Annotated in this window: 18 protein-coding genes; 7 read left to right on the top strand and 11 right to left on the bottom strand. The window is 61.3% G+C overall.

Features of this window, described 5'->3' with window-relative positions; genetic code table 11:
- Nucleotides 1–68: 68 nt before the first annotated feature.
- From purH to gcbA, 11 genes are all read right to left on the bottom strand, one after another.
- A complete protein-coding gene (gene purH, locus N8H71_RS09650) occupies nt 69–1,676 on the bottom strand; it encodes a bifunctional phosphoribosylaminoimidazolecarboxamide formyltransferase/IMP cyclohydrolase (RefSeq protein ID WP_262193803.1) in 1,608 nt (535 codons plus the stop codon).
- An 83-nt stretch (nt 1,677–1,759) separates the two neighbouring features.
- Complete coding sequence (fis, locus tag N8H71_RS09655; protein WP_002555375.1) at nt 1,760–2,080, bottom strand: DNA-binding transcriptional regulator Fis; 321 nt, start codon at nt 2,078–2,080, stop codon at nt 1,760–1,762.
- Nucleotides 2,077–3,087 carry a tRNA dihydrouridine synthase DusB gene (gene dusB / locus N8H71_RS09660; RefSeq protein ID WP_007951027.1) on the bottom strand — a complete coding sequence of 337 codons (1,011 nt, stop codon included), beginning with the start codon at nt 3,085–3,087 and terminating at the stop codon, nt 2,077–2,079. Before dusB ends, fis begins: the two co-directional genes overlap by 4 nt.
- A 185-nt stretch (nt 3,088–3,272) precedes the next feature.
- A complete protein-coding gene (locus tag N8H71_RS09665; protein ID WP_262193804.1) occupies nt 3,273–4,538 on the bottom strand; it encodes a DUF3426 domain-containing protein in 1,266 nt (421 codons plus the stop codon).
- A gap of 30 nt (nt 4,539–4,568) precedes the next feature.
- Nucleotides 4,569–5,447 carry a 50S ribosomal protein L11 methyltransferase gene (gene prmA, locus N8H71_RS09670; RefSeq protein WP_007951025.1) on the bottom strand — a complete coding sequence of 293 codons (879 nt, stop codon included), beginning with the start codon at nt 5,445–5,447 and terminating at the stop codon, nt 4,569–4,571.
- Nucleotides 5,448–5,682: 235 nt separating this feature from the next.
- On the bottom strand, nt 5,683–7,041 hold the full coding sequence (accC, locus tag N8H71_RS09675) for an acetyl-CoA carboxylase biotin carboxylase subunit (RefSeq protein ID WP_262193805.1): 1,359 nt from the start codon (nt 7,039–7,041) through the stop codon (nt 5,683–5,685).
- A gap of 17 nt (nt 7,042–7,058) precedes the next feature.
- Entirely contained in the window at nt 7,059–7,523 is a 465-nt protein-coding gene (gene accB / locus N8H71_RS09680) for an acetyl-CoA carboxylase biotin carboxyl carrier protein (protein ID WP_262193806.1), read from the bottom strand.
- Between the two features lie 24 nt (nt 7,524–7,547).
- Nucleotides 7,548–8,003: a type II 3-dehydroquinate dehydratase gene (aroQ, locus tag N8H71_RS09685; RefSeq protein ID WP_007951022.1), complete on the bottom strand. Its 456-nt coding sequence runs from the start codon at nt 8,001–8,003 to the stop codon at nt 7,548–7,550.
- A 132-nt stretch (nt 8,004–8,135) separates the two neighbouring features.
- Nucleotides 8,136–9,893 (bottom strand): protein-disulfide reductase DsbD, encoded by a 1,758-nt coding sequence (locus N8H71_RS09690; protein ID WP_262193807.1) that lies wholly within the window; start codon nt 9,891–9,893, stop codon nt 8,136–8,138.
- A gap of 157 nt (nt 9,894–10,050) precedes the next feature.
- Nucleotides 10,051–11,997: a methyl-accepting chemotaxis protein gene (locus tag N8H71_RS09695; RefSeq protein WP_262193808.1), complete on the bottom strand. Its 1,947-nt coding sequence runs from the start codon at nt 11,995–11,997 to the stop codon at nt 10,051–10,053.
- 50 nt (nt 11,998–12,047) lie between these two features.
- The gene (gcbA, locus tag N8H71_RS09700) at nt 12,048–13,718 is read right to left on the bottom strand and encodes a diguanylate cyclase GcbA (protein WP_085609200.1); all 1,671 of its coding nucleotides are present in this window, start codon (nt 13,716–13,718) and stop codon (nt 12,048–12,050) included.
- Nucleotides 13,719–14,043: 325 nt separating this feature from the next.
- Between gcbA and N8H71_RS09705 the strand changes: the two genes are divergently transcribed.
- From N8H71_RS09705 to N8H71_RS09735, 7 genes are all read left to right on the top strand, one after another.
- On the top strand, nt 14,044–15,192 hold the full coding sequence (locus tag N8H71_RS09705) for a DUF2515 family protein (protein ID WP_262193809.1): 1,149 nt from the start codon (nt 14,044–14,046) through the stop codon (nt 15,190–15,192).
- A complete protein-coding gene (locus N8H71_RS09710) occupies nt 15,192–15,908 on the top strand; it encodes a hypothetical protein (RefSeq protein ID WP_262193810.1) in 717 nt (238 codons plus the stop codon). Before N8H71_RS09705 ends, N8H71_RS09710 begins: the two co-directional genes overlap by 1 nt.
- Nucleotides 15,887–16,393, top strand: coding sequence for an Hcp family type VI secretion system effector (locus tag N8H71_RS09715; protein WP_262193811.1), 507 nt, complete (start codon nt 15,887–15,889; stop codon nt 16,391–16,393). The genes N8H71_RS09710 and N8H71_RS09715 overlap by 22 nt, the downstream gene beginning before the upstream one ends.
- Nucleotides 16,390–16,866 (top strand): hypothetical protein, encoded by a 477-nt coding sequence (locus N8H71_RS09720; RefSeq protein ID WP_262193812.1) that lies wholly within the window; start codon nt 16,390–16,392, stop codon nt 16,864–16,866. Before N8H71_RS09715 ends, N8H71_RS09720 begins: the two co-directional genes overlap by 4 nt.
- Nucleotides 16,867–17,005: 139 nt before the next feature.
- The gene (locus N8H71_RS09725; protein ID WP_262193813.1) at nt 17,006–18,073 is read left to right on the top strand and encodes a DUF2333 family protein; all 1,068 of its coding nucleotides are present in this window, start codon (nt 17,006–17,008) and stop codon (nt 18,071–18,073) included.
- Between the two features lie 3 nt (nt 18,074–18,076).
- Nucleotides 18,077–18,634 (top strand): NUDIX hydrolase, encoded by a 558-nt coding sequence (locus N8H71_RS09730; RefSeq protein ID WP_262193814.1) that lies wholly within the window; start codon nt 18,077–18,079, stop codon nt 18,632–18,634.
- 186 nt (nt 18,635–18,820) lie between these two features.
- The gene (locus N8H71_RS09735; protein WP_064379228.1) at nt 18,821–19,192 is read left to right on the top strand and encodes a translation initiation factor Sui1; all 372 of its coding nucleotides are present in this window, start codon (nt 18,821–18,823) and stop codon (nt 19,190–19,192) included.
- Nucleotides 19,193–19,218: the final 26 nt, after the last annotated feature.

Below are 19,218 nucleotides of genomic sequence, written 5' to 3' on the forward strand. Positions count from 1 at the left end.
AGTCACATCTGAATTGAATGTGCCGCCGTCTTCGCGAGCAGGCTCGCTCCCACATTTGAATCTGTGTATCAGTGACGGAAGTGGCGCATGCCAGTGAACACCATGGCGATGCCAGCCTCGTCGGCAGCAGCAATCACTTCAGCATCACGCATCGAGCCACCTGGCTGGATCACCGCAGTGATACCGACCTTGGCCGCATTGTCCAGACCGTCGCGGAACGGGAAGAACGCGTCCGACGCCATCACCGAACCAGCCACTTGCAGACCGGCGTGCTCAGCCTTGATCGCCGCGATACGCGCCGAGTTCACGCGGCTCATCTGGCCGGCGCCGACACCAATGGTTTGACGGTTCTTGGCGTAGACGATGGCGTTGGATTTGACGAACTTGGCCACTTTCCAGGCGAAGATCAGGTCGTGGACTTCCTGTTCGGTCGGGGCGCGCTTGGTCACCACTTTCAGGTCGTCGGCGCCGATCATGCCGATGTCGCGGCTCTGTACCAGCAGGCCGCCGTTGACGCGCTTGTAGTCCCAGGCCGGAACGCGATCGGCCGACCACTCGCCGCAGGCCAGCAGGCGCACGTTGGCCTTGGCAGCAACGATGGCGCGGGCTTCTTCGCTGACGCTTGGCGCGATGATCACTTCAACGAACTGGCGCTCGACGATCGCCTTGGCGGTCTCGGCATCCAGTTCACGGTTGAAGGCGATGATCCCGCCGAACGCCGATTCGGTGTCAGTGGCGTAGGCCAGTTCGTAGGCCTGACGGATGCCGCCTTCGGCGTCCGGGCTCACGGCCACGCCGCACGGGTTGGCGTGCTTGACGATCACGCAGGCCGGTTTGACGAAGCTCTTCACGCATTCCAGCGCGGCGTCGGTGTCGGCCACGTTGTTGTACGACAGTTCTTTGCCTTGCAGCTGGGTGGCGGTGGCGATGCCGACTTCGGCAGGTTTGGCTTCAACGTAGAACGCCGCGCTCTGGTGCGGGTTCTCGCCGTAGCGCATTTCCTGGGCCTTGATGAACTGGCTGTTGAAGGTGCGCGGGAATTCGCTGCGACCTTCGGTGCTCAGGGTTTCGGCAGCCTGGTTCACGGTGCCCATGTAGTTGGCGATCATGCCGTCGTAGGCGGCGGTGTGTTCGAACGCCTTGAGCATCAGGTCGAAACGCTGAGCGTAGGTCAGGCCGCCGGCCTTGAGGTTTTCCAGGACGTTGGCGTAATCGCTGGCATTCACCACGATAGCCACGTCTTTGTGGTTTTTCGCCGCCGAACGAACCATGGTCGGGCCGCCGATGTCGATGTTCTCGATGGCGGTCGGCAGGTCGCAGCCTGGCTTGCTGATGGTGGCTTCGAATGGATACAGATTGACCGCTACCAGATCGATCGGCTTGATGCCGTGCTCGTTCATGATCGCGTCATCGATACCGCGACGACCGAGGATCCCGCCGTGGATTTTCGGGTGCAGGGTTTTCACCCGGCCGTCCATCATCTCGGCGAAACCGGTGTAATCAGCGACTTCCACTGCGGCAACACCGTTGTCGCGCAGCAGCTTGAACGTCCCGCCGGTGGAGAGGATCTCGACGCCCAGAGCTTCGAGCTCTTTGGCGAATTCGAGGATCCCGGTCTTGTCGGAAACGCTGATCAAGGCGCGGCGGATCGGCAGGCGGGTAGTCTGGTCGGTCATCTCAATTTCCATCAAAAGCAAGGGAAGTCAGCAAAAAAGGCGACCGTTTTTTACGCGGGCGCCTTTCTGGTTTGATTGAATGCTTACAGCAGATCGTACTGCTTGAGTTTCTTGCGCAGCGTGCCGCGGTTCAGTCCGAGCAGTTCGCTGGCCTTGGTCTGGTTGCCCTTGACGTAGTTCATCACGCTTTCGAGCAGGGGAGCCTCGACTTCGGAGAGCACCAGGTTGTACACATCCGTGACGGACGCGCCCTCAAGGTGGGCGAAATAATTGTGCAGCGCCTTCTCGACACTCCCGCGAAGGGTCTGGCCTTCTTCGCTCGGGGTATTGAGGTGCTGTTTCAAATTCACGTTGTCGCTCACGGGTGTTGTTCCACTCACTAAAGTCTCGGTCATCATCGTCATGCGGCCACCCCTTCTCCGTCCCCTGTCAGGCTCTTGTAACGTTCGGCGAAGAACTCCCGAACGTTGGCGCATTGTGTTTCCGTACCATCCAAACGATTGAAGTGGGCGCGAAATTCCCTGGCGCCCGGCAAGGTTGCGAGATACCAGCCCACATGCTTGCGGGCAATCCGCACGCCCATCACGTCTCCATAGAAGGCGTGAAGGGCGGCCAGATGCTCAAGCAGAATGCGTTCCACCTCGATCAGCTCCGGCGCCGGCAGTTTTTCGCCGGTACGCAGGAAGTGTTCGATCTCGCGAAAAATCCATGGCCGCCCCTGGGCGGCCCGGCCGATCAACAGGCCATCGGCACCGGTCGCGTCGAGCACGTAGCGGGCCTTTTCCGGCGATACGATGTCGCCGTTGGCAAAGACCGGAATCGACACCGCCTGCTTGATCGCGGCAATGGTGTCGTACTCGGCTTCGCCGGTGTACAGGTCGGCGCGGGTGCGGCCATGCACCGCCAGCGCCGTGATCCCGGCCTGCTCGGCGATCTTCGCCACGGTCAGGCCGTTCTTGTTGTCGCGATCCCATCCGGTGCGGATCTTCAGGGTCACCGGCACATCAACTGCCGCCACGACGGCGTGCAGGATCTCGGTAACCAGTGCCTCATCCTTCAACAGCGCGGAGCCGGCGGCCTTGTTGCAGACCTTCTTCGCCGGGCAACCCATGTTGATATCAATAATCTGTGCGCCCAGTTCGACGTTGGCCCGGGCCGCATCCGCCAGCATCTGCGCGTCACCACCTGCGATCTGCACCGAGCGCGGCTCGGGATCGCCTTCGTGGATCATGCGCATGCGCGACTTGCGGGTGTTCCACAGGCTCATGTCACTGGTGACCATTTCCGAGACTACAAGCCCTGCGCCCAAACGCTTGCACAGCTGACGAAAGGGCTGGTCGGTGACACCCGCCATCGGGGCGAGGATCAAGCCGTTCTGCAATGTATATGGGCCGATGCGTACCGCCGACATAGGACTTCCCTGAAGTGGGGCCGGATCATGAGAGTTCGAAAAAGGGTTGGCATGATACCCGCTCTCGATGACTGGATAAAGGCTGAATTGAACAAAATCTGAACAGTTATTCTGTTATTACCGCCGGTTTGGTCGTGCGTTGCGCAGTCAGAAAACTGCCGTCAATCCGGGAGCGGTGAAGCGTTTCACTCGGGCGAGTGGAAACTCAGGCTGTAGTTCACGGCTTTCGGACCTGGATCGAGGATGTCCAGGGCGATGTGGATCGGCGTCTGCGGCGGCATTTCCGCCATGCCTTCGAGGTCGCCGTTGAGGTATTCGCCGGGTTTGAAGCGACGACTGGCGATCAGGTGACCGTTGAGGTCGGCGAAGCGCAGCTCCAGCAGCGGAAACGGCTGCGAGAACGGCGCGCGGTTATAAATGATCGCGTCCACCACCAGCGCACCGCTGAATTCCGGGTGGCTGCGCACCACCAGGTTGCTGCTCTTGATTTTGGCGATATCCACCTTGGACGGCACCGTACAGCCGACTTGCGGGCACAGTTGCTGGAACCACGGTCGGTATTGATCCTGGCGCGCCAGTTCATCGAAGTGATAGGCAATGTATTGTCCGGCAAGACCGGCGGCGGCCAGCACGATCAGCAGCAGCCAGAGCAGGCGACGGCCCCAGGGTGAACGGCGCTTCTGCCAGTCCAGTTGCAGCGGATCGTCGGTCAGATCCTGCAACGCTTCGGCGCGCACGCTGGATTCGACGCGTTCGCGCTTTTTGCGCGGTGCTTCGATCAGAGGCAGTTCGTCGTCGACGTCAACGCTGGCCGACAGGTGTTCGCGGCGGGCATTCGGGTCGATCGGATCGTGCAGGCGCAGTTGCGGGATCGGCGGTTCGTCATCGAGATCCACCGGTTCCAGTGACAACGAGGGTTCGGTGCGCTCGGGGCGGATCGGCTCGGGCTCGATGGCTTCGGGTTCATCTTCGACTTCCGGTGCGCGTTCATCTGCCGGTTCGCTGAACAGGCTGTCCGGCCACGTCGTGTCTTCCGGTTCGTGGCTGTCGCGGCGAGCGCTCAGGGCGTCTTCGCGCGGGCGGCCGAACTCGGTGGTCGGCTGGATTTCCCGTTGTTCGAGGCGGGCCAGTTCTTCGTCCAGATCCAGGCTGTCCAGATCCAGCTCGGCGGCGCTCCATTGCTTCTGGCTGATGGCGCGCGGTTCGGGTGTTTCGACGATGGCCGGTGGTTCGACAGGTGTCGGCTCGCTGACCGGCGGCTCGCTGGTTAACGGCGCCACCGGCGTGACCGCTTCCTTGCCTGCGTGTTGCTCCAGCAATTGCTTGGCGGCATTGAACACTTGCAGGCAGGAGCCGCAACGAACCACCCCGCGGGCCACGCTCAACTGAGCGTGGCTGACGCGGAAACTGGTTTGGCAATGCGGGCACTGGGTGACGAAGCTGTCGGTCATGCGGCGATCCGGATTGAGCAGGCGGTCATTCTAGCGCCGACGGCCGGTGATGCGCACCCAGCCGTCACGATTGGCGATCGGGTCGAGATCGAAGTCCTGTGCGTAGGCGGCAGCGACTTCGTCACCTTGTTCGGCGAGGATCCCGGACAGTGCCAGACGCCCGCCGGACTTGACCAGGCCGGACAGTTGCGGGGCCAGGGAAACCAGCGGACCGGCCAGAATGTTGGCGACCAGTACGTCGGCTTTGACCTGCGGCAAGTCTTCCGGCAGGTACAGCGGGAACAGTTCGTCAGCGATATTGTTGCGCCCGGCGTTGTCGCGGGAGGCTTCGAGTGCCTGCACGTCGATGTCGGTGCCCACGGCTTCTTTCGCGCCGAGCAGCAGGGCGGCAATCGCCAGAATCCCCGAGCCGCAGCCGAAGTCCAGCACGTTGCAGTCTTTCAGGTCCTGGCCGTCCAGCCATTCCAGGCAAAGGGCGGTGGTCGGGTGAGTGCCGGTGCCGAACGCCAGGCCCGGATCCAGCAGCAGGTTGACCGCGTCCGGCTCCGGTGCGGCGTGCCAGCTCGGCACGATCCACAGACGCTGACCGAAACGCATCGGCTGGAAACCATCCATCCAGCTGCGTTCCCAGTCCTGGTCTTCGATCACTTCGCTGTGGTGCTCGGGCAGTGGGCTGCCGGTCAGCAGTTCCAGATGGGCCAGTACCGGGGCGGCTTCGGTGCCGCCCTCGAACAGAGCCAGCAGATGGGTGTGTGCCCACAGCGGGGTGGTGTTGAGTTCCGGTTCGAAGATCGGCTGATCTTCGGCGTCCATGAAGGTCACCGAAACGGCGCCCACTTCAAGGAAAGCGTCTTCGTAGGTTTCGGCTTGTTCTGGGCTGATGGCGAGACGGACTTGCAGCCAAGGCATGGCGGGCACCTGTGAAAAAGATTGATTGCAGCCTAGCGGCCTGCGAGAAGCGCGCAAGTTTACGCGAGCTCAAAGCTTTTGTGGGAGCGAGCTTGCTCGCGAAAGCGGATTGCCAGTCACTTTGATGCTGACTGATGCGCCGCCTTCGCGAGCAAGCTCGCTCTCACAGGTTTTTTGTAATCTGCAGAAACAACAAAGCCGCCCGAAGGCGGCTTTGTCAGGTGCGGGCTGAAGCTTAGTGCTTCTCGCCAGCCAGCTTGTGCTCGAGGTAGTGAATGTTCACGCCCCCTTTGCAGAAGCCTTCGTCACGGGTCAGATCACGGTGCAGCGGGATGTTGGTCTTGATCCCGTCGACCACGATTTCGTCCAGGGCATTGCGCATGCGGGCCATGGCTTCGTCGCGGGTCGCGCCGTAAGTGATCAGCTTGCCGATCAGCGAGTCGTAGTTCGGCGGAACGGCATAACCGCTGTACAGGTGCGAATCGACGCGAACGCCGTTGCCGCCTGGAGCGTGGAAATGCTTGACCGTACCCGGGCTCGGCATGAACGTGCGAGGGTCTTCGGCGTTGATCCGGCATTCCAGCGCGTGACCACGGATGACCACGTCTTCCTGACGGATCGACAGCTTGTTGCCCGCGGCGATGCTCAGCATCTCCTTGACGATGTCGACGCCGGTGACCATTTCCGAAACCGGGTGCTCTACCTGAACACGAGTGTTCATCTCGATGAAGTAGAAACGACCGTTCTCGTACAGGAACTCGAAAGTGCCTGCGCCACGGTAGCCGATGTCAATGCACGCCTGAACGCAGCGAGCGAAGACTTCCTGGCGAGCCTTTTCGTCGATGCCCGGTGCCGGCGCTTCTTCGAGAACCTTCTGGTGACGGCGTTGCAGCGAGCAATCGCGGTCGCCCAGATGGATGGCGTTGCCCTGGCCGTCGGACAGAACCTGCACTTCGACGTGACGCGGGTTGGTCAGGAATTTTTCCAGATAGACCATCGGGTTGCCGAACGCCGCGCCTGCTTCGGAGCGGGTCAGTTTCGCCGAGGCGATCAGGTCTTCTTCCTTGTGCACCACGCGCATGCCGCGGCCACCACCACCGCCGGCGGCCTTGATGATCACCGGGTAGCCGACTTCACGACCGATGCGCAGTGCCGTTTCCTCGTCTTCCGGCAGTGGGCCGTCGGAACCAGGAACGGTTGGCACGCCCGCTTCGATCATCGCGTGCTTGGCCGATACCTTGTCGCCCATCAGGCGAATGGTGTCGGCTTTCGGGCCGATGAAGGCGAAGCCGGAGTTCTCGACCTGCTCGGCGAAATCAGCGTTTTCCGCAAGGAAGCCGTAGCCTGGGTGAATGGCGGTAGCGCCAGTCACTTCAGCGGCAGCGATGATGGCCGGGATGTGCAGGTAGGACTGAGCGGCAGAAGCCGGGCCGATGCAGACGGATTCGTCTGCCAGACCCAGGTGCATCAGCTCTTTGTCGGCCTTGGAGTAAACGGCGACGGTCTTGATGCCCATCTCTTTGCAGGCACGCAGAATCCGCAGGGCGATCTCACCGCGGTTAGCGATCAGAACTTTTTCCAACTTCGCAGTCATCAAAGGCTCTCCGCAGTTCAAACGATGGTGAACAGCGGTTGGTCGTACTCAACCGGCTGGCCGTCTTCGACTAGGATGGACTCGATCACACCGCTGGTTTCAGCTTCGATGTGGTTCATCATCTTCATGGCTTCGACGATGCACAGGGTGTCGCCTTTCTTCACGGTCTGGCCGACTTCAACGAAAGCTGGCGAGGTTGGCGAAGACTTGCGGTAGAAAGTACCTACCATCGGCGAACGGGCAACGGTGCCGTTCAGTGCTGGAGCAGCAGCGGCAGCAGGAGCTGCAGCAGCGGCCGGGGCGGCAGCGGCGACTGGCGCGGCGGCCGGAGCCTGCATCGGAGCCGGTGCGTAGTACTGCTGCGCCGGGGCTTTGCTGTTACGGCTGATGCGTACGGACTCTTCGCCTTCCTTGATCTCGAGCTCGTCGATGCCGGACTCTTCCAGCAATTCGATCAGTTTCTTAACTTTACGGATATCCATGAATCATCAACTCCCAAGGGTCGGTCAGGGGCGTATAGCTTGTTGTTCAAGCTGCTCTAGTGCAGCCTCCAGGGCCAGTCGATAACCGCTGGCGCCAAGGCCGCAGATCACTCCTACCGCTACGTCGGAGAAGTAGGAGTGATGGCGGAAAGGTTCGCGTTTGTGCACGTTGGACAAATGCACTTCGATGAATGGGATGCTCACTCCCAGCAGCGCGTCACGTAATGCGACACTTGTGTGTGTAAATGCTGCCGGGTTGATCAGAATGAAGTCCACGCCCTCGCCGCGTGCGGCGTGGATGCGATCAATCAATTCGTACTCGGCGTTGCTTTGCAGATACAGCAGATGATGGCCGGCTTCACGGGCGCGGCGTTCCAGATCCTGATTGATCTGCGCCAGGGTGGTCGACCCGTAGGTCCCGGGTTCCCGGGTGCCGAGCAGGTTCAGGTTGGGGCCGTGCAGCACCAGTAGCGTCGCCATCTGCGTGTTCCTTGTTATGGGTGAGCCTTCGTCAGAACCCGGCGACTATGCCGCAAAGACTTTGTGACTGTCCAGTTCTCTGCAATAGCCAGCACGATGTCCGATGTTTGCGCAAGATATGTGACTGACTGATTAAATCCGGTCATTCGCTTTGTCGACACGTTCGGCGAAGTCGCTGGCATTGATCTCGCCGATCACCCGCACATCGCGACGTTCAACCCCGTCCTTGCCGAAGAACATCAGCGCCGGTGGGCCGAACAGGCTGTAGCGGTCGAGCAGGGTGCGCTGTTCGGCGTTGCTCGCGGTGATATCGAAGCGGATCAGCCGATAGCCCTTGAGCCGATCCACGACCGTGGCGTCATTGAGCACTTCGTGTTCGATGACTTTGCAGCTGATGCACCAGTCGGCGTACCAGTCGAGCAGCAGCGGGGTGCCGGCGGTTTTCGCTTCGAGCAGTACCCGGTCCAGTTCCGCCGGGGTGCTGACGGTCTGCCACGAACCGCTGTTTTGTGCGCTCGAGCCGCTGTCGGCAAGGCGTGCCGGGGCTATCGGATTCAACGGGTCGGTCTGCCCGCTGAACGCGCCGTACCAGCAGGCCAGCGCATAAAACAGCAGGAACATGCCCAGTAACTGTCCGAGGCGTTTGCGCGGCGGTTTGTAGACGAATTCCAGTGCGCCGAGGAACAGGCCGACGCCGCCGGCCAGCAAACCGATCAGCAACAACGTGATCTGCCCCGGCAACACCCGACTGAGCAAGCCGATTGCCAGCCCGAGCAGCAATACGCCGATGCCGTTCTTCACGTACATCATCCACGGCCCGCTTTTCGGCAGCCACGCCGCGCCGCCGGTAGCCACCAGCAACAGCGGTGCGCCCATGCCCAGTCCGAGCATGAACAGCTTCAGGCCGCCGCCCAGCGCATCGCCGCTGGCGCTTATATAAAGCAGCGCGCCGGCCAGCGGTGCGGAAACACACGGCGATACCAGCAAGCTCGACACCACACCCAACACCGCCGCGCCCCACAACGAGCCGCCTTCGGTGCGCCCGGCAATCCGGTCGAGGCGGCTGCTGATGAAGTGCGGCAGTTTCAGCTCGAACACGCCGAACATCGCCAGCGCGAACACCGCAAAGAACATCGCGAACGGCACCAGCACCCACGCCGATTGCAGCCGCGCCTGCAGATTCAGTTGCGCGCCGAACAGCCCCATCAACGCGCCGAGCAGCGCAAAGCATGCGGCCATCGGCAGCACATAAGCGAGGGACAGATTGAAGCCGCGCAAACCGCCCACCTGCCCTCGCAGCACCACGCCGGACAGGATCGGCAGCATCGGCAATACACAAGGCGTGAAGGTCAGGCCCAGACCCGCCAGGAAGAACAGCGCCAGATCACGCCAGTCCCAACCTGTTACCGGAGCGGGCGCGTCACTTGCCGCTGTGTTGCCCTCGATGCTCAGGCGCTCGGTTTCCGGTGGATAGCACAAACCCTTGTCGGCACAGCCCTGATAGGTGACAGCCAGCGTGAATGCTCGGGAATCATTGCGCGGCAGCTCCACATCGAGAATGCCGTGGTAGACCTCGACGTCGCCGAAATACTCGTCGTGCTTCTGTTCGCCTGGGGGCAACTGTGCGGCACCGAGTTTCACCTCGGCAGGCTCGGCACGAAACTGGAAGCGATGGCGGTAGAGGTAATAGCCTTCGGTGGCGACGAAGCGCAGTTTGACCGATTGCGGCGTGCTCTCCACCAGGCTCAGTTGAAAGGCTTCACGCACCGGCAGGAAATCGGCGCTGTTGTTGACCGAGCCCAGCGTGGCGCTGGGTTTGCTGTCAAACAGACCGGCGGCGCCGGCCGGCAGGGCGAAGACGAAAAACAGCAGGCAGAGCAGACGGCGCATGACAATCTCGCGAATCAAAGATGCGGGAATGATAGCGGACGGAGTGCCGATTGGCAGGTTCTTGCGTTGACTCGTCTGGCCCCATCGCGAGCAGGCTCGCTCCCACAGTGGGTATGTATTCCAATGTGGGAGCGAGCCCGCTCGCGATAGCCATCTGTCAGACGCGAAAGGCTTGCACGGCGGTGTGCAACTGGCCGCCCAGCAACAGCAGGTTCTCGCCTTGCTCGCGGCCCTGGCCGATGCGTAGCAGATTGTCCCCGCCCAATTGGTGAATCCGTTCGCTGTGATCGCGGATCTCGCTGACCGCGCCGCTCTGTTGCGCGGTGATGTCGGCGATGCGGATCGCCGTGTCGGAGATGGTCTGGATCGCGCCGACAATCTTGTCCAGCGCCCCGTCCGCCGATTGCGCCTGATTGGCCGTGGCCTCGGCGTGTTCGACCTGCGCGCGCATGCCCTCGACCGATTGCCGGGCGGCGGTTTGCAGGCCGGCGATCAGGGTCTGGATTTCCGCCGTGGCGCCGGCGGTACGCTGTGCCAGTGAGCGCACTTCTTCGGCCACCACGGCAAACCCGCGGCCCATCTCCCCGGCGCGGGCGGCTTCGATCGCCGCGTTGAGCGCCAGCAGGTTGGTCTGGTCGGCTATTGAGCGGATGACCGTCAGTACGCCGCCGATGGTTGCCGACTCTTCGGCCAGGTGTTCGATCATCTGCGCGTTGCCTTGCACTTCGCCGACCAGTGCGTGCAGACCGGTGAGGCTCTGGCCGATCACTTGTTGCCCGTGTTCGACGGCCAGTCCGGCATGGCGGCTGGCGTCGGCGGCCTGGCGCGCATCGCCGGCCACTTGCTGGATGGTCGCTTCCAGTTCGCCGAGGGAATCACGGATCAGCGCGGTATCGCCGGCCTGATGTTCTGCACCGCTGTGCAAGTCATTGCTCAGTTCGGCGAGGGTGCGACTGCTGCCCGCCACTTGCTCGGCATTGCCGCGAATGGTCCCGACCAGATCCACCAGATAGGCGCGCAGGCGATTGAGCGAGGCTTCGATGTCGTGCAGTTCGCGGTTGGTCTTGCCCAGATGAATGTCGCGGCTGAAATCGCCTTCAGCCCAGGTCGACAGCGCCGGCGCGAGGTTGGTCAGGGTGCGGGCCAGGCGTCGCTGCAGGGTGTCGATCAGCAGCGCGATCAGCAGAATCAGGCCGATCATCACGCCTTGCATCAGCCGTACTTCGCCCTGGATCTGCCCGTGCTGGGCGCGCACCACCGGTTCGAGGCCGGCGATGGCTTGCTGCACGGCGGCGATTTTCTGGTGGGTCGCGGTGCTCAGATCGGTGCGTTTCTGGATCTGTTCGCGGGTGCGCGCCAGCTCTGCCGGGTAACGACCGAGCAGACTGTTGAGTTCGCGTTTGAGGCCGACACCGGCATCTTCGGCGGCGGCTTTTTCTGTGCTTTCGATGCCCATCATCGCGGCGAAATCGTCACTGCCGGATTCGCTGCTGGCGACCACGCCGAGCAAGGGCAGGGCATCGATTGTCTGGGCCTGGGCGCGGATGTTGCTGACTTCGCGCTCGACATCGGCGGCCAGTTCACTGCGTCCGCTGCTGACCAGTTTGTCCCGGGCCAGCGACAGCTTGCCCAGATGTTGAGAGGCGACCAGCAGGGGCGTCAGGTAAGTCGCGTTGCCGCCGGCGTAGGTGCTGAGCTGGTCGAGGCTGGCGCTCAACTCACGTTCGGCCTGCAACAACAGGGCCTGCGGATCACCGGCCAGTTTGCCAGCGGCCAGCAGGTCGGTCTTGCTGAATTCATCGAGGCCGGTGAGGCTCGGGCGCAAGGTGTCGGCCAGCGCCGGCGGCAACTCGCCAAGCTCTTTCTGCAAATGATCGATGGCCTGGCTGGCGCTGCTCAGGCGCAGGGCGTCGCCGCTGGCGAGGTAATCCTCGACGTTGCGTGCCACGTCATTCTGAAATTGCTGCGACAGCCCCAGGTAACGCTCCATCAACAGATACGGGCGTTCCAAGGCTTTCTGCGACCACCACAGCGTGGCGCCGAGGGCCACACAAACGGCGACCAGCAACAGAGTATTGAGATTGGTGAGCAACTTCAGGCGCATGACGGCTACCAACGGCAGAATGGTAAGCGCCTGAATTTATTGCGGTTCTGTTACAGGGTTATGACCGATTGGGTCGAATCCGATGAAAAAGTGGCACTTTGCTTTGAGTCCCGCGCGGTCTGCACCCGATTGCGTCCTTCGCCCTTGGCGCGGTACAGCGCCTCGTCGGCCTGGCTGGCCATCATCAGGCTGTCGGAGTCGTCGTGCATTTCCACCACGCCGGCGCTGAAGGTGCACCACAGATCCTGCGGCTGGGCCGGATAGTGAATCTCGGCAAAGCGCTGGCGGATTTCGTCGAGTACTTTGTGCGCAGCTTCTATATCGGTGTCTGGCATGACGATGGCGAATTCTTCGCCGCCGTAACGGCCGATGAAGTCGGTCTTGCGCAGACGCTGCTTGAGGAACAGCGCCAGGCTCTTGATCACCCGGTCGCCCATGGGGTGGCCGTGGCTGTCGTTGACTCGTTTGAAGTGGTCGATGTCGAGCATGGCAAAGCTCAACGGCTTGTTCTCGCGGCGGGCGCGGAACGAGCAGTCTTCGAGCAATTGCAGAATGTGCGTGTGGTTGTACAGGCCGGTGAGGCTGTCGCGGACCATCCGTGCCTTGAGATTGCGCGCGCGGGCGGCACGGTTGCGCACGGTGGTGATCAGGTGGCGCGGCTTGATCGGCTTGGTCAGGAAATCGTCGCCGCCCTCGCTCATGGCGTCGAGCTGTTTGTCCAGATCGTCCTCGGCCGACAGATAAATGATCGGCACGCTGACATAGCGGTCGTTGTGGCGGATGACCTTCGCCAGCTCGGTGCCGGTGCAGGCCGGCATGTACATGTCGAGGATGATCAGGTCTGGCTGGAAGTCCGCCAGCTCGGCCATGGCCTGAATCGGTTCGATCAGGGTGCGGGTGACGATCCCGGCGCTGTTGAGCAGGCGTTCGGTGTGCAGGGCCTGGGCGCGGGAGTCGTCGATGATCAGCACTTTATAGGGTTCGTACTGGGCGACGCAGGTCAGGACTTCGATCTTCTCCAGCAGGCTCGATGCTTCGAGGGTGCCGGTGAGGAATTCCTGGCCGCCGGCGCGCACGGCCGCGAGGCGGGTCGGGGTGTCGGTTTCGTGCAGGCTGAAGAACAGCAGTGGCAGCGGTTCTTCCAGGCCTTGCTGGGCTTCGGCGGCGAGTTTCAGGCCGACGCCGGCGCCGCTGAAATCCACGTCCATGACGATCGCGGCCGGCAGGCGCTCGACCATCGAGGAGCGAAACGCCGACACGCTGTCCAGCGCCTGGGCGCTCAGGCCGAAAAATTCGAGCTGCTTGGCCAGCCGCTCGGCGCGGTCGTGATCCTGCAGCATCACGTAGATCGGTTTGCGCAGGGGCGGCAGGAACGTCTGGTCGAGTTGATCACCATGGCGCAGGCCGGTGCGCGACAAGCGCTGCATCAAACGGTTGAGATCGGTGATCAGGCCGCTGCTCAGGCGTCCGCGATTGGCGTCCACCGCTTCCAGCGACTGACTGATGTGGCGGGCCAGTTGCGTGTGTTCGGGCTGTTCGAAACGCTCGGCAAAACGCAGCAGGCGCAGATTGGCCTCGCTTAGTTCGGCGAGATCGGCAGTGGACCACTCACTGCGTTGCAGGCGCTGCCATATCTCAAGAATCTGACGTGCCTGATGAATTACCCGCTGGGCAAAGTGGTGCTTGAGGCGCTCACGGCTGGGGTCTTCTGGCTCGGTCATATCCTGACTACTAGTTAGGCTGCATGCTGAGATCGACTGGTGGCTCTATGCTAGCACCTCTTTTCCCTTACATGAGTGTCGTACGTCAATAATCTGCGGTGCGTCACCATTCAGTTTGTGACCGTTTGGTTTTGTACTGGACTTGTACGTCGATCAAATGCCCGGAAACAGGGCGTTTCAGGAAGTTTCCCAGGCTTTATGAGGAAGCTTCTGTGTACTTGGCGGGCTTCGTCTGTCAGGGCTTTCTGATTTTTCGCCAGAGCGGTTTTGGAGAGGGGACAGACTGGTAGGGTCAGGGAAACCCCTACGAGAAATCTGCCCGGACATGACCCAGTGTTTCAACGAACACCCCACTGATGCTCTGCGCCTGAACCATCCCGCCACGCCCGTTGCCGACTGCCAATGCAATGAAGAAACGCTGTATGGCGAACGGATGAGGGTGACAGAGGTGCCGGTGTTGACCTGCCAGTGCGTTTGGCGCGCCTATCAACTCGAAGCCGAGAAAATCGTCGCCCCTGAAGGTGTCCTGATCGCCGATCCGGTGCAACGCAATCGGGCGATCAACGCCGCGTATGCCCGGCTGTGGCTGCATGATTCGCGGTTCCAGTGGGCCGGGCTGGCGGCCTTCGCGTCCAAGCAGGTGGGCTGCGGATTGCTGCATGCGGCCGACAGTATCGAGCTGATTCACCAGGAGCATGAGGCGCGGCAGCGGGTACGGGAAGGGCGCCGTGAGTCCGGATTGCTCACCCCTGAGAACATGCCCGAGCAGACCGAGCAGTGGCGTAATTACGAGGCGGCGAGGGCGCGCAACCCCATACCTTCGCTGGATTTCCGTACTTCGGGTGAAGAGCTGTCATTGGTGCAGCAACAGTTCCGGCACGTGTACGACATGATGGCGATGGGCAATACCACGCTGTTTCTGGACGTTTATCCGCTGCATCGGTTTTATGCGGTGCGCGGGTTGGGGGAGTTGAAGAAGTGTCTTGATTACCGGGGAGGAATTTACGGGCATGCACGATTTCCGGTGCTTTGGCCAATTGGAGAAGAAATACTTTCCTTCGGATTGGCATCCAAAGAAGTCCTGAAGGGCTTTGAGGCGATAGAGGCCGGAAATGTCGCCGAAAGTGTGGAGCATCTGGCGTTTCACGAGCAGCGAAACATTCTTCAGCCCGCCATTTATGAAAATCGTCATCTGGTGACACTGTTGCGTGGTAACCACTTTTCTTACGTTACCGATTTCCCTTCCGGCGTGGCTCAGGCCATCGAGTTGACGCTCACCAGTCAATGCACGCGCGTCGATGATGGACGAACCATCGGTTTTGGCAGCAATCCGTTGGCTGATCTGTCCGATATCGATCAGCGGATGGAGTTCGTGCTTCGGGCGGCAGCCCGTTTTGACCAAATGCTCAACGACCGCAACAGAGAGGTTTTGGCGCAATCCATCAGAGAAATTGCCGTCAAAGAGGGCGCTTGATGAGCTTGCGATCCTTTCTGCCCAATTGTCACCGTTGGGCGTGGCTGGTGGTTGGTTTTGGCTTTGCGTTGGCCGCCACACGTCAACTGACGCAGCCATTGTGGGACGACCCGATGATTGCCTTGGAGATCGGTGGGACTTACGAAAATATGCGCGAGTACTCAACCGCCCCCTTCAGCCGGTTGATTCGTGGTCATGTTTGGGGTGGCATGCCGAAGGCGGATGCGCGAATGCGATTTGTCGATGTGAAGTACGGATTCGAAACGCCGCTGGCCCGATTTTTCTCGGTTGGCTTCAATGACAACGTGATCTTTGATGTACGTATGTCGCCGCAAGTCGAGCCGTTATTGATCGGCGATGCCATGAAGGTCGTACTTGATCTGCAAGCTCAGTGGTGCGCCACGGGGTGGAAACCGATGGGCCTGCCGCGACGTCCTACCATGGCTGATACGCCCGAGTGGCGGATCTATCTCAGACACAGCGTGATTCCCGGGATTTCCTATTGGCAGGCCGGAGACAAATATCAGGCGATGCTGGTTCTTGCACGGTTTCGAGACTCCAGACACCCCGACCAGGAACGCTATCTCATCACCCTCGCCGTTGCCGAGCCGTGGATCCCCTTCGACGAAATCGAGAACCTCTACGAAGAACCCCACCCCTTTCCCCCGCCCCAACCCAAACAAGGAGCAATACCATGCCAAGCCCAGCCTTCATGACCATTTATGGCAGCCGCCAGGGCTTGATCAGCGCCGGTGCCTTCACCGAACCGTCGGTGGGCAACAGCTATCAGAGCGGGCGTGAAGACAAGATCATGGTTCAGGCCTTCAGCCACTGCATTCTCCTGCCCAAGGGATCGGGTGCCGGGCGGCGAGTGCACAAGCCTCTGGTCATTACCAAAGTGATCGATAAGGCGTCGCCGCTGATCCAGATGGCAATGTGTTCCGGTGAGCTGCTGAGCAAGTGTTGTGTGGAGATGTATCGCACCTCGGCCCAAGGCACCCAGGAGCATTTCTATACGATTGAACTGGAGGACGCGCAGATAGTCAGCGCCGAGGTCTTTATGCCGGATTGTCAGGACCCGGCGACGTCGCACCTGACGCAACGGGAAAAAGTCCACTTCAGCTACCGCCGCATCTACTGGCGGCACGAAATCAGCCGGACGATGGGCTCCGATGAGTGGCAGAGCGAGGGGCAGGCGTGAGGCTGGTTCATTATTCGCACCTGACCGAAAACGAGCGCTCGCATGTCTATCCGGTGGATCAGGCGCTGGAACGGATCTGCCAGGTGCTACTGGAGCAGCAATTCCTCGAAGGTCTCGATCAGTTGCGGGCAGGCCTGATGCTCGATCTGGACAGCGAGGTGCTGGAGCAGATCGAACACGGCGAATGGCTGTTGCTCAGGGCGCAAGCCGATTACGGCGAATGGCCTGCCGCCCAGGCAGCGTTCGATCAGGCGGTACAGGACCTGAAGAACAATCCACTCGCCCAGCCAACCAGAACGCCCCGAATCTATCGTCTGGTCGACAGCATGACCGGCGAGCCATTGCCGCAGCAGGACTACATTGCAACGGTCGATGGCGTTCCCATCCAGCGCCGGACCGATGCCGAGGGTATCGCCCATCTGTTCCTGGCGGATGACGTGCGGCAGGTTTTCATGAGAATTTTCAACGTCTGAAGCAGGGCGTCTATCCTTTGGTTCGCTCACGACATCCGTTTGTTTTTTCCTTGGTCCGCAATCGCGGGTGCCGGGCCGAGGCACGTTGTTGTATGGTTGTGGTCGAACCGTTGAACCCAAGTTTTGAAAGGATATCGCCATGCTGGACTGGAAGAACCGCGCGGGCAGCGCGCCTGAACGTGCCGCCGAGCCGAAGTCGGCAGCGCGCAGTTATGTTGGCGGGCTGTTGTTCAGCCGCGCGCTGGCCACGCTGGTCGCCATTTACCTGTTGGTGACCATTGGCCTGGGCTGGTACTGGAGCCAGGAGCCCGCATTGTTTCCCGTGGCGCAGAACGCCCAGGTTGCCGCCGAGAAGGAAGGCAAGCAGATGGTGGTCGGCTACACCACCGTCGAAACCCTGAAAACCGTTGCCGGCACCTTGCTGGACAAACCGGGCGGCTACATTTCCAACGACCGTTTCCCGCCGGGCCTGTGGATGGACAACATGCCGAGCTGGGAATACGGCGTACTGGTGCAAGTGCGCGATCTGACCCGTGCCCTGCGCAAGGACTTCGCCCGTTCGCAGTCGCAATCGGCTGAAGACGCCGACCTGGCCAAGGCTGAGCCGCGCTTCAACTTCGACAACAAGAGCTGGGTCCTGCCGTCCAGCGAGTCGGAATATCAGGAAGGCATCAATTCCCTGAGCCGTTATCAGGCGCGCCTGTCCGACCCGACTCAGAAGAACGCACTGTTCTATGCCCGCGCCGACAATCTGAACAACTGGCTGGGCGATGTGGGCACCCGTCTGGGTTCGCTGTCGCAACGCCTGTCGGCCAGTGTTGGCCGGGTCAAGCTCAACACTGCGCTGAAAACCGAAGTGCCGGCAGTGGGTGAAGTGCCGCAGGTCGACGAGGAAGTCGTCGAGACTCCGTGGATGCAGATCGACAACGTGTTCTACGAAGCTCGTGGCCAGGCCTGGGCGCTGTCGCACCTGCTGCGCGCGATCGAGGTCGATTTCGCCGATGTGCTGGCGAAGAAGAACGCGACCGTCAGCGTGCGTCAGATCATTCGCGAACTGGAAGCATCCCAGGAGCCGGTCTGGAGCCCGATGATCCTCAATGGCAGCGGCTTCGGCGTGCTGGCCAACCACTCGCTGGTGATGGCCAACTACATTTCCCGGGCCAACGCCGCCGTGATCGATTTGCGTCAACTGCTCAATCAGGGCTGAGTCATGGACGACAGCGCCAAAGAGGCGGCCCACCGCGCCGCCTCGGATGCCGAACAGATCGCCTGGGTCGACGAGCAGGACAACCTGCTCGGCTCTCTGGTACGGGCCGACCTGCGCGAGCGCGGGCTGATCGGTCGTGGCACCTACATCATGCTGTTCAACTCCGCCGGTGAACTCTGCGTGCATCGGCGTACGTTGAGCAAAGCCATTTATCCCGGTTACTGGGACGTGGCGGCGGGCGGCATGGTGCAGGCGAATGAGACCTACGCCGAGTCGGCGGCCCGTGAGCTGGAAGAAGAGTTGGGAGTGAGCGGCGTCGAGCTGACGGCCCACGACCATTTCTACTTCGAGGACACCGGCAATCGCCTCTGGTGTTCGGCGTTTTCGGCGGTGTGGGACGGGCCGTTGATCCTGCAGCCCGAAGAAGTGCTCGAAGCGCGCTTCATTCCGGTCGAGCAGGTCATGTTGGAAATCCAGCAAAAGCCTTATTGCCCGGACTCTCTGGCCGCGTTGAAACGCTATCTGAAGGCTCAGCAAAGCGACGTCGCAAAGAACACATAAATTGGCGCCGATTGGCACTTAGCAATCGGCGTTTTTGCCGTTACACTGCGCGACCTTTTCAAGCTGTGCCGGCCCGCGTTCATTAGCCGATGGCACAGTAGCGCTGCCCCTGCCTGAGTGGGGCTTCGCGGTCGATAGCCTTGCCCAAGGCTGCGATCAGTCTTTGTCCTCCCGAGAGGATTGCCGGTGGCCAAAAAAGCCGCATCCTTCGCCGCCCTGGGCGGCCTGGTATTTTCCACCGACGCAGGTCGTCATTGCCCGGAATGCAGCAAGCCGGTGGACGCCTGTATCTGCAAACAAACCGTGATCCCGGCTGGCGACGGCATTGCCCGCGTGCGCCGCGAGAGCAAGGGCCGTGGCGGCAAGACGGTGACCACCATCACCGGCGTGCCCCTGGCCGAAGACGCGCTCAAGGAGCTGGCGACAACGTTGAAGAAACGTTGCGGCACCGGTGGCGCGCTCAAAGACGGGGTCATCGAGATTCAGGGCGACCATGTCGAGCTGCTTCTGGCCGAGTTGGTCAAGCACGGTTTCAAGGCGAAGAAGTCCGGCGGCTAGCAGCCTCTGTGAAACCCACCGGCGGC

This window comes from Pseudomonas koreensis, from assembly GCF_025447595.1.
Taxonomy (GTDB): domain Bacteria; phylum Pseudomonadota; class Gammaproteobacteria; order Pseudomonadales; family Pseudomonadaceae; genus Aquipseudomonas; species Aquipseudomonas koreensis_H.

Excerpts from the sequence above, each read along its gene's own strand:
- purH (WP_262193803.1), bottom strand. The coding sequence starts at position 1,676 with ATGACCGACCAGACTACCCGCCTGCCGATCCGCCGCGCCTTGATCAGC.
- fis (WP_002555375.1), bottom strand. The coding sequence starts at position 2,080 with ATGACGATGATGACCGAGACTTTAGTGAGTGGAACAACACCCGTGAGC.
- dusB (WP_007951027.1), bottom strand. The coding sequence starts at position 3,087 with ATGTCGGCGGTACGCATCGGCCCATATACATTGCAGAACGGCTTGATC.
- N8H71_RS09665 (WP_262193804.1), bottom strand. The coding sequence starts at position 4,538 with ATGACCGACAGCTTCGTCACCCAGTGCCCGCATTGCCAAACCAGTTTC.
- prmA (WP_007951025.1), bottom strand. The coding sequence starts at position 5,447 with ATGCCTTGGCTGCAAGTCCGTCTCGCCATCAGCCCAGAACAAGCCGAA.
- accC (WP_262193805.1), bottom strand. The coding sequence starts at position 7,041 with ATGACTGCGAAGTTGGAAAAAGTTCTGATCGCTAACCGCGGTGAGATC.
- accB (WP_262193806.1), bottom strand. The coding sequence starts at position 7,523 with ATGGATATCCGTAAAGTTAAGAAACTGATCGAATTGCTGGAAGAGTCC.
- aroQ (WP_007951022.1), bottom strand. The coding sequence starts at position 8,003 with ATGGCGACGCTACTGGTGCTGCACGGCCCCAACCTGAACCTGCTCGGC.
- N8H71_RS09690 (WP_262193807.1), bottom strand. The coding sequence starts at position 9,893 with ATGCGCCGTCTGCTCTGCCTGCTGTTTTTCGTCTTCGCCCTGCCGGCC.
- N8H71_RS09695 (WP_262193808.1), bottom strand. The coding sequence starts at position 11,997 with ATGCGCCTGAAGTTGCTCACCAATCTCAATACTCTGTTGCTGGTCGCC.
- gcbA (WP_085609200.1), bottom strand. The coding sequence starts at position 13,718 with ATGACCGAGCCAGAAGACCCCAGCCGTGAGCGCCTCAAGCACCACTTT.
- N8H71_RS09705 (WP_262193809.1), top strand. The coding sequence starts at position 14,044 with ATGACCCAGTGTTTCAACGAACACCCCACTGATGCTCTGCGCCTGAAC.
- N8H71_RS09710 (WP_262193810.1), top strand. The coding sequence starts at position 15,192 with ATGAGCTTGCGATCCTTTCTGCCCAATTGTCACCGTTGGGCGTGGCTG.
- N8H71_RS09715 (WP_262193811.1), top strand. The coding sequence starts at position 15,887 with ATGCCAAGCCCAGCCTTCATGACCATTTATGGCAGCCGCCAGGGCTTG.
- N8H71_RS09725 (WP_262193813.1), top strand. The coding sequence starts at position 17,006 with ATGCTGGACTGGAAGAACCGCGCGGGCAGCGCGCCTGAACGTGCCGCC.
- N8H71_RS09730 (WP_262193814.1), top strand. The coding sequence starts at position 18,077 with ATGGACGACAGCGCCAAAGAGGCGGCCCACCGCGCCGCCTCGGATGCC.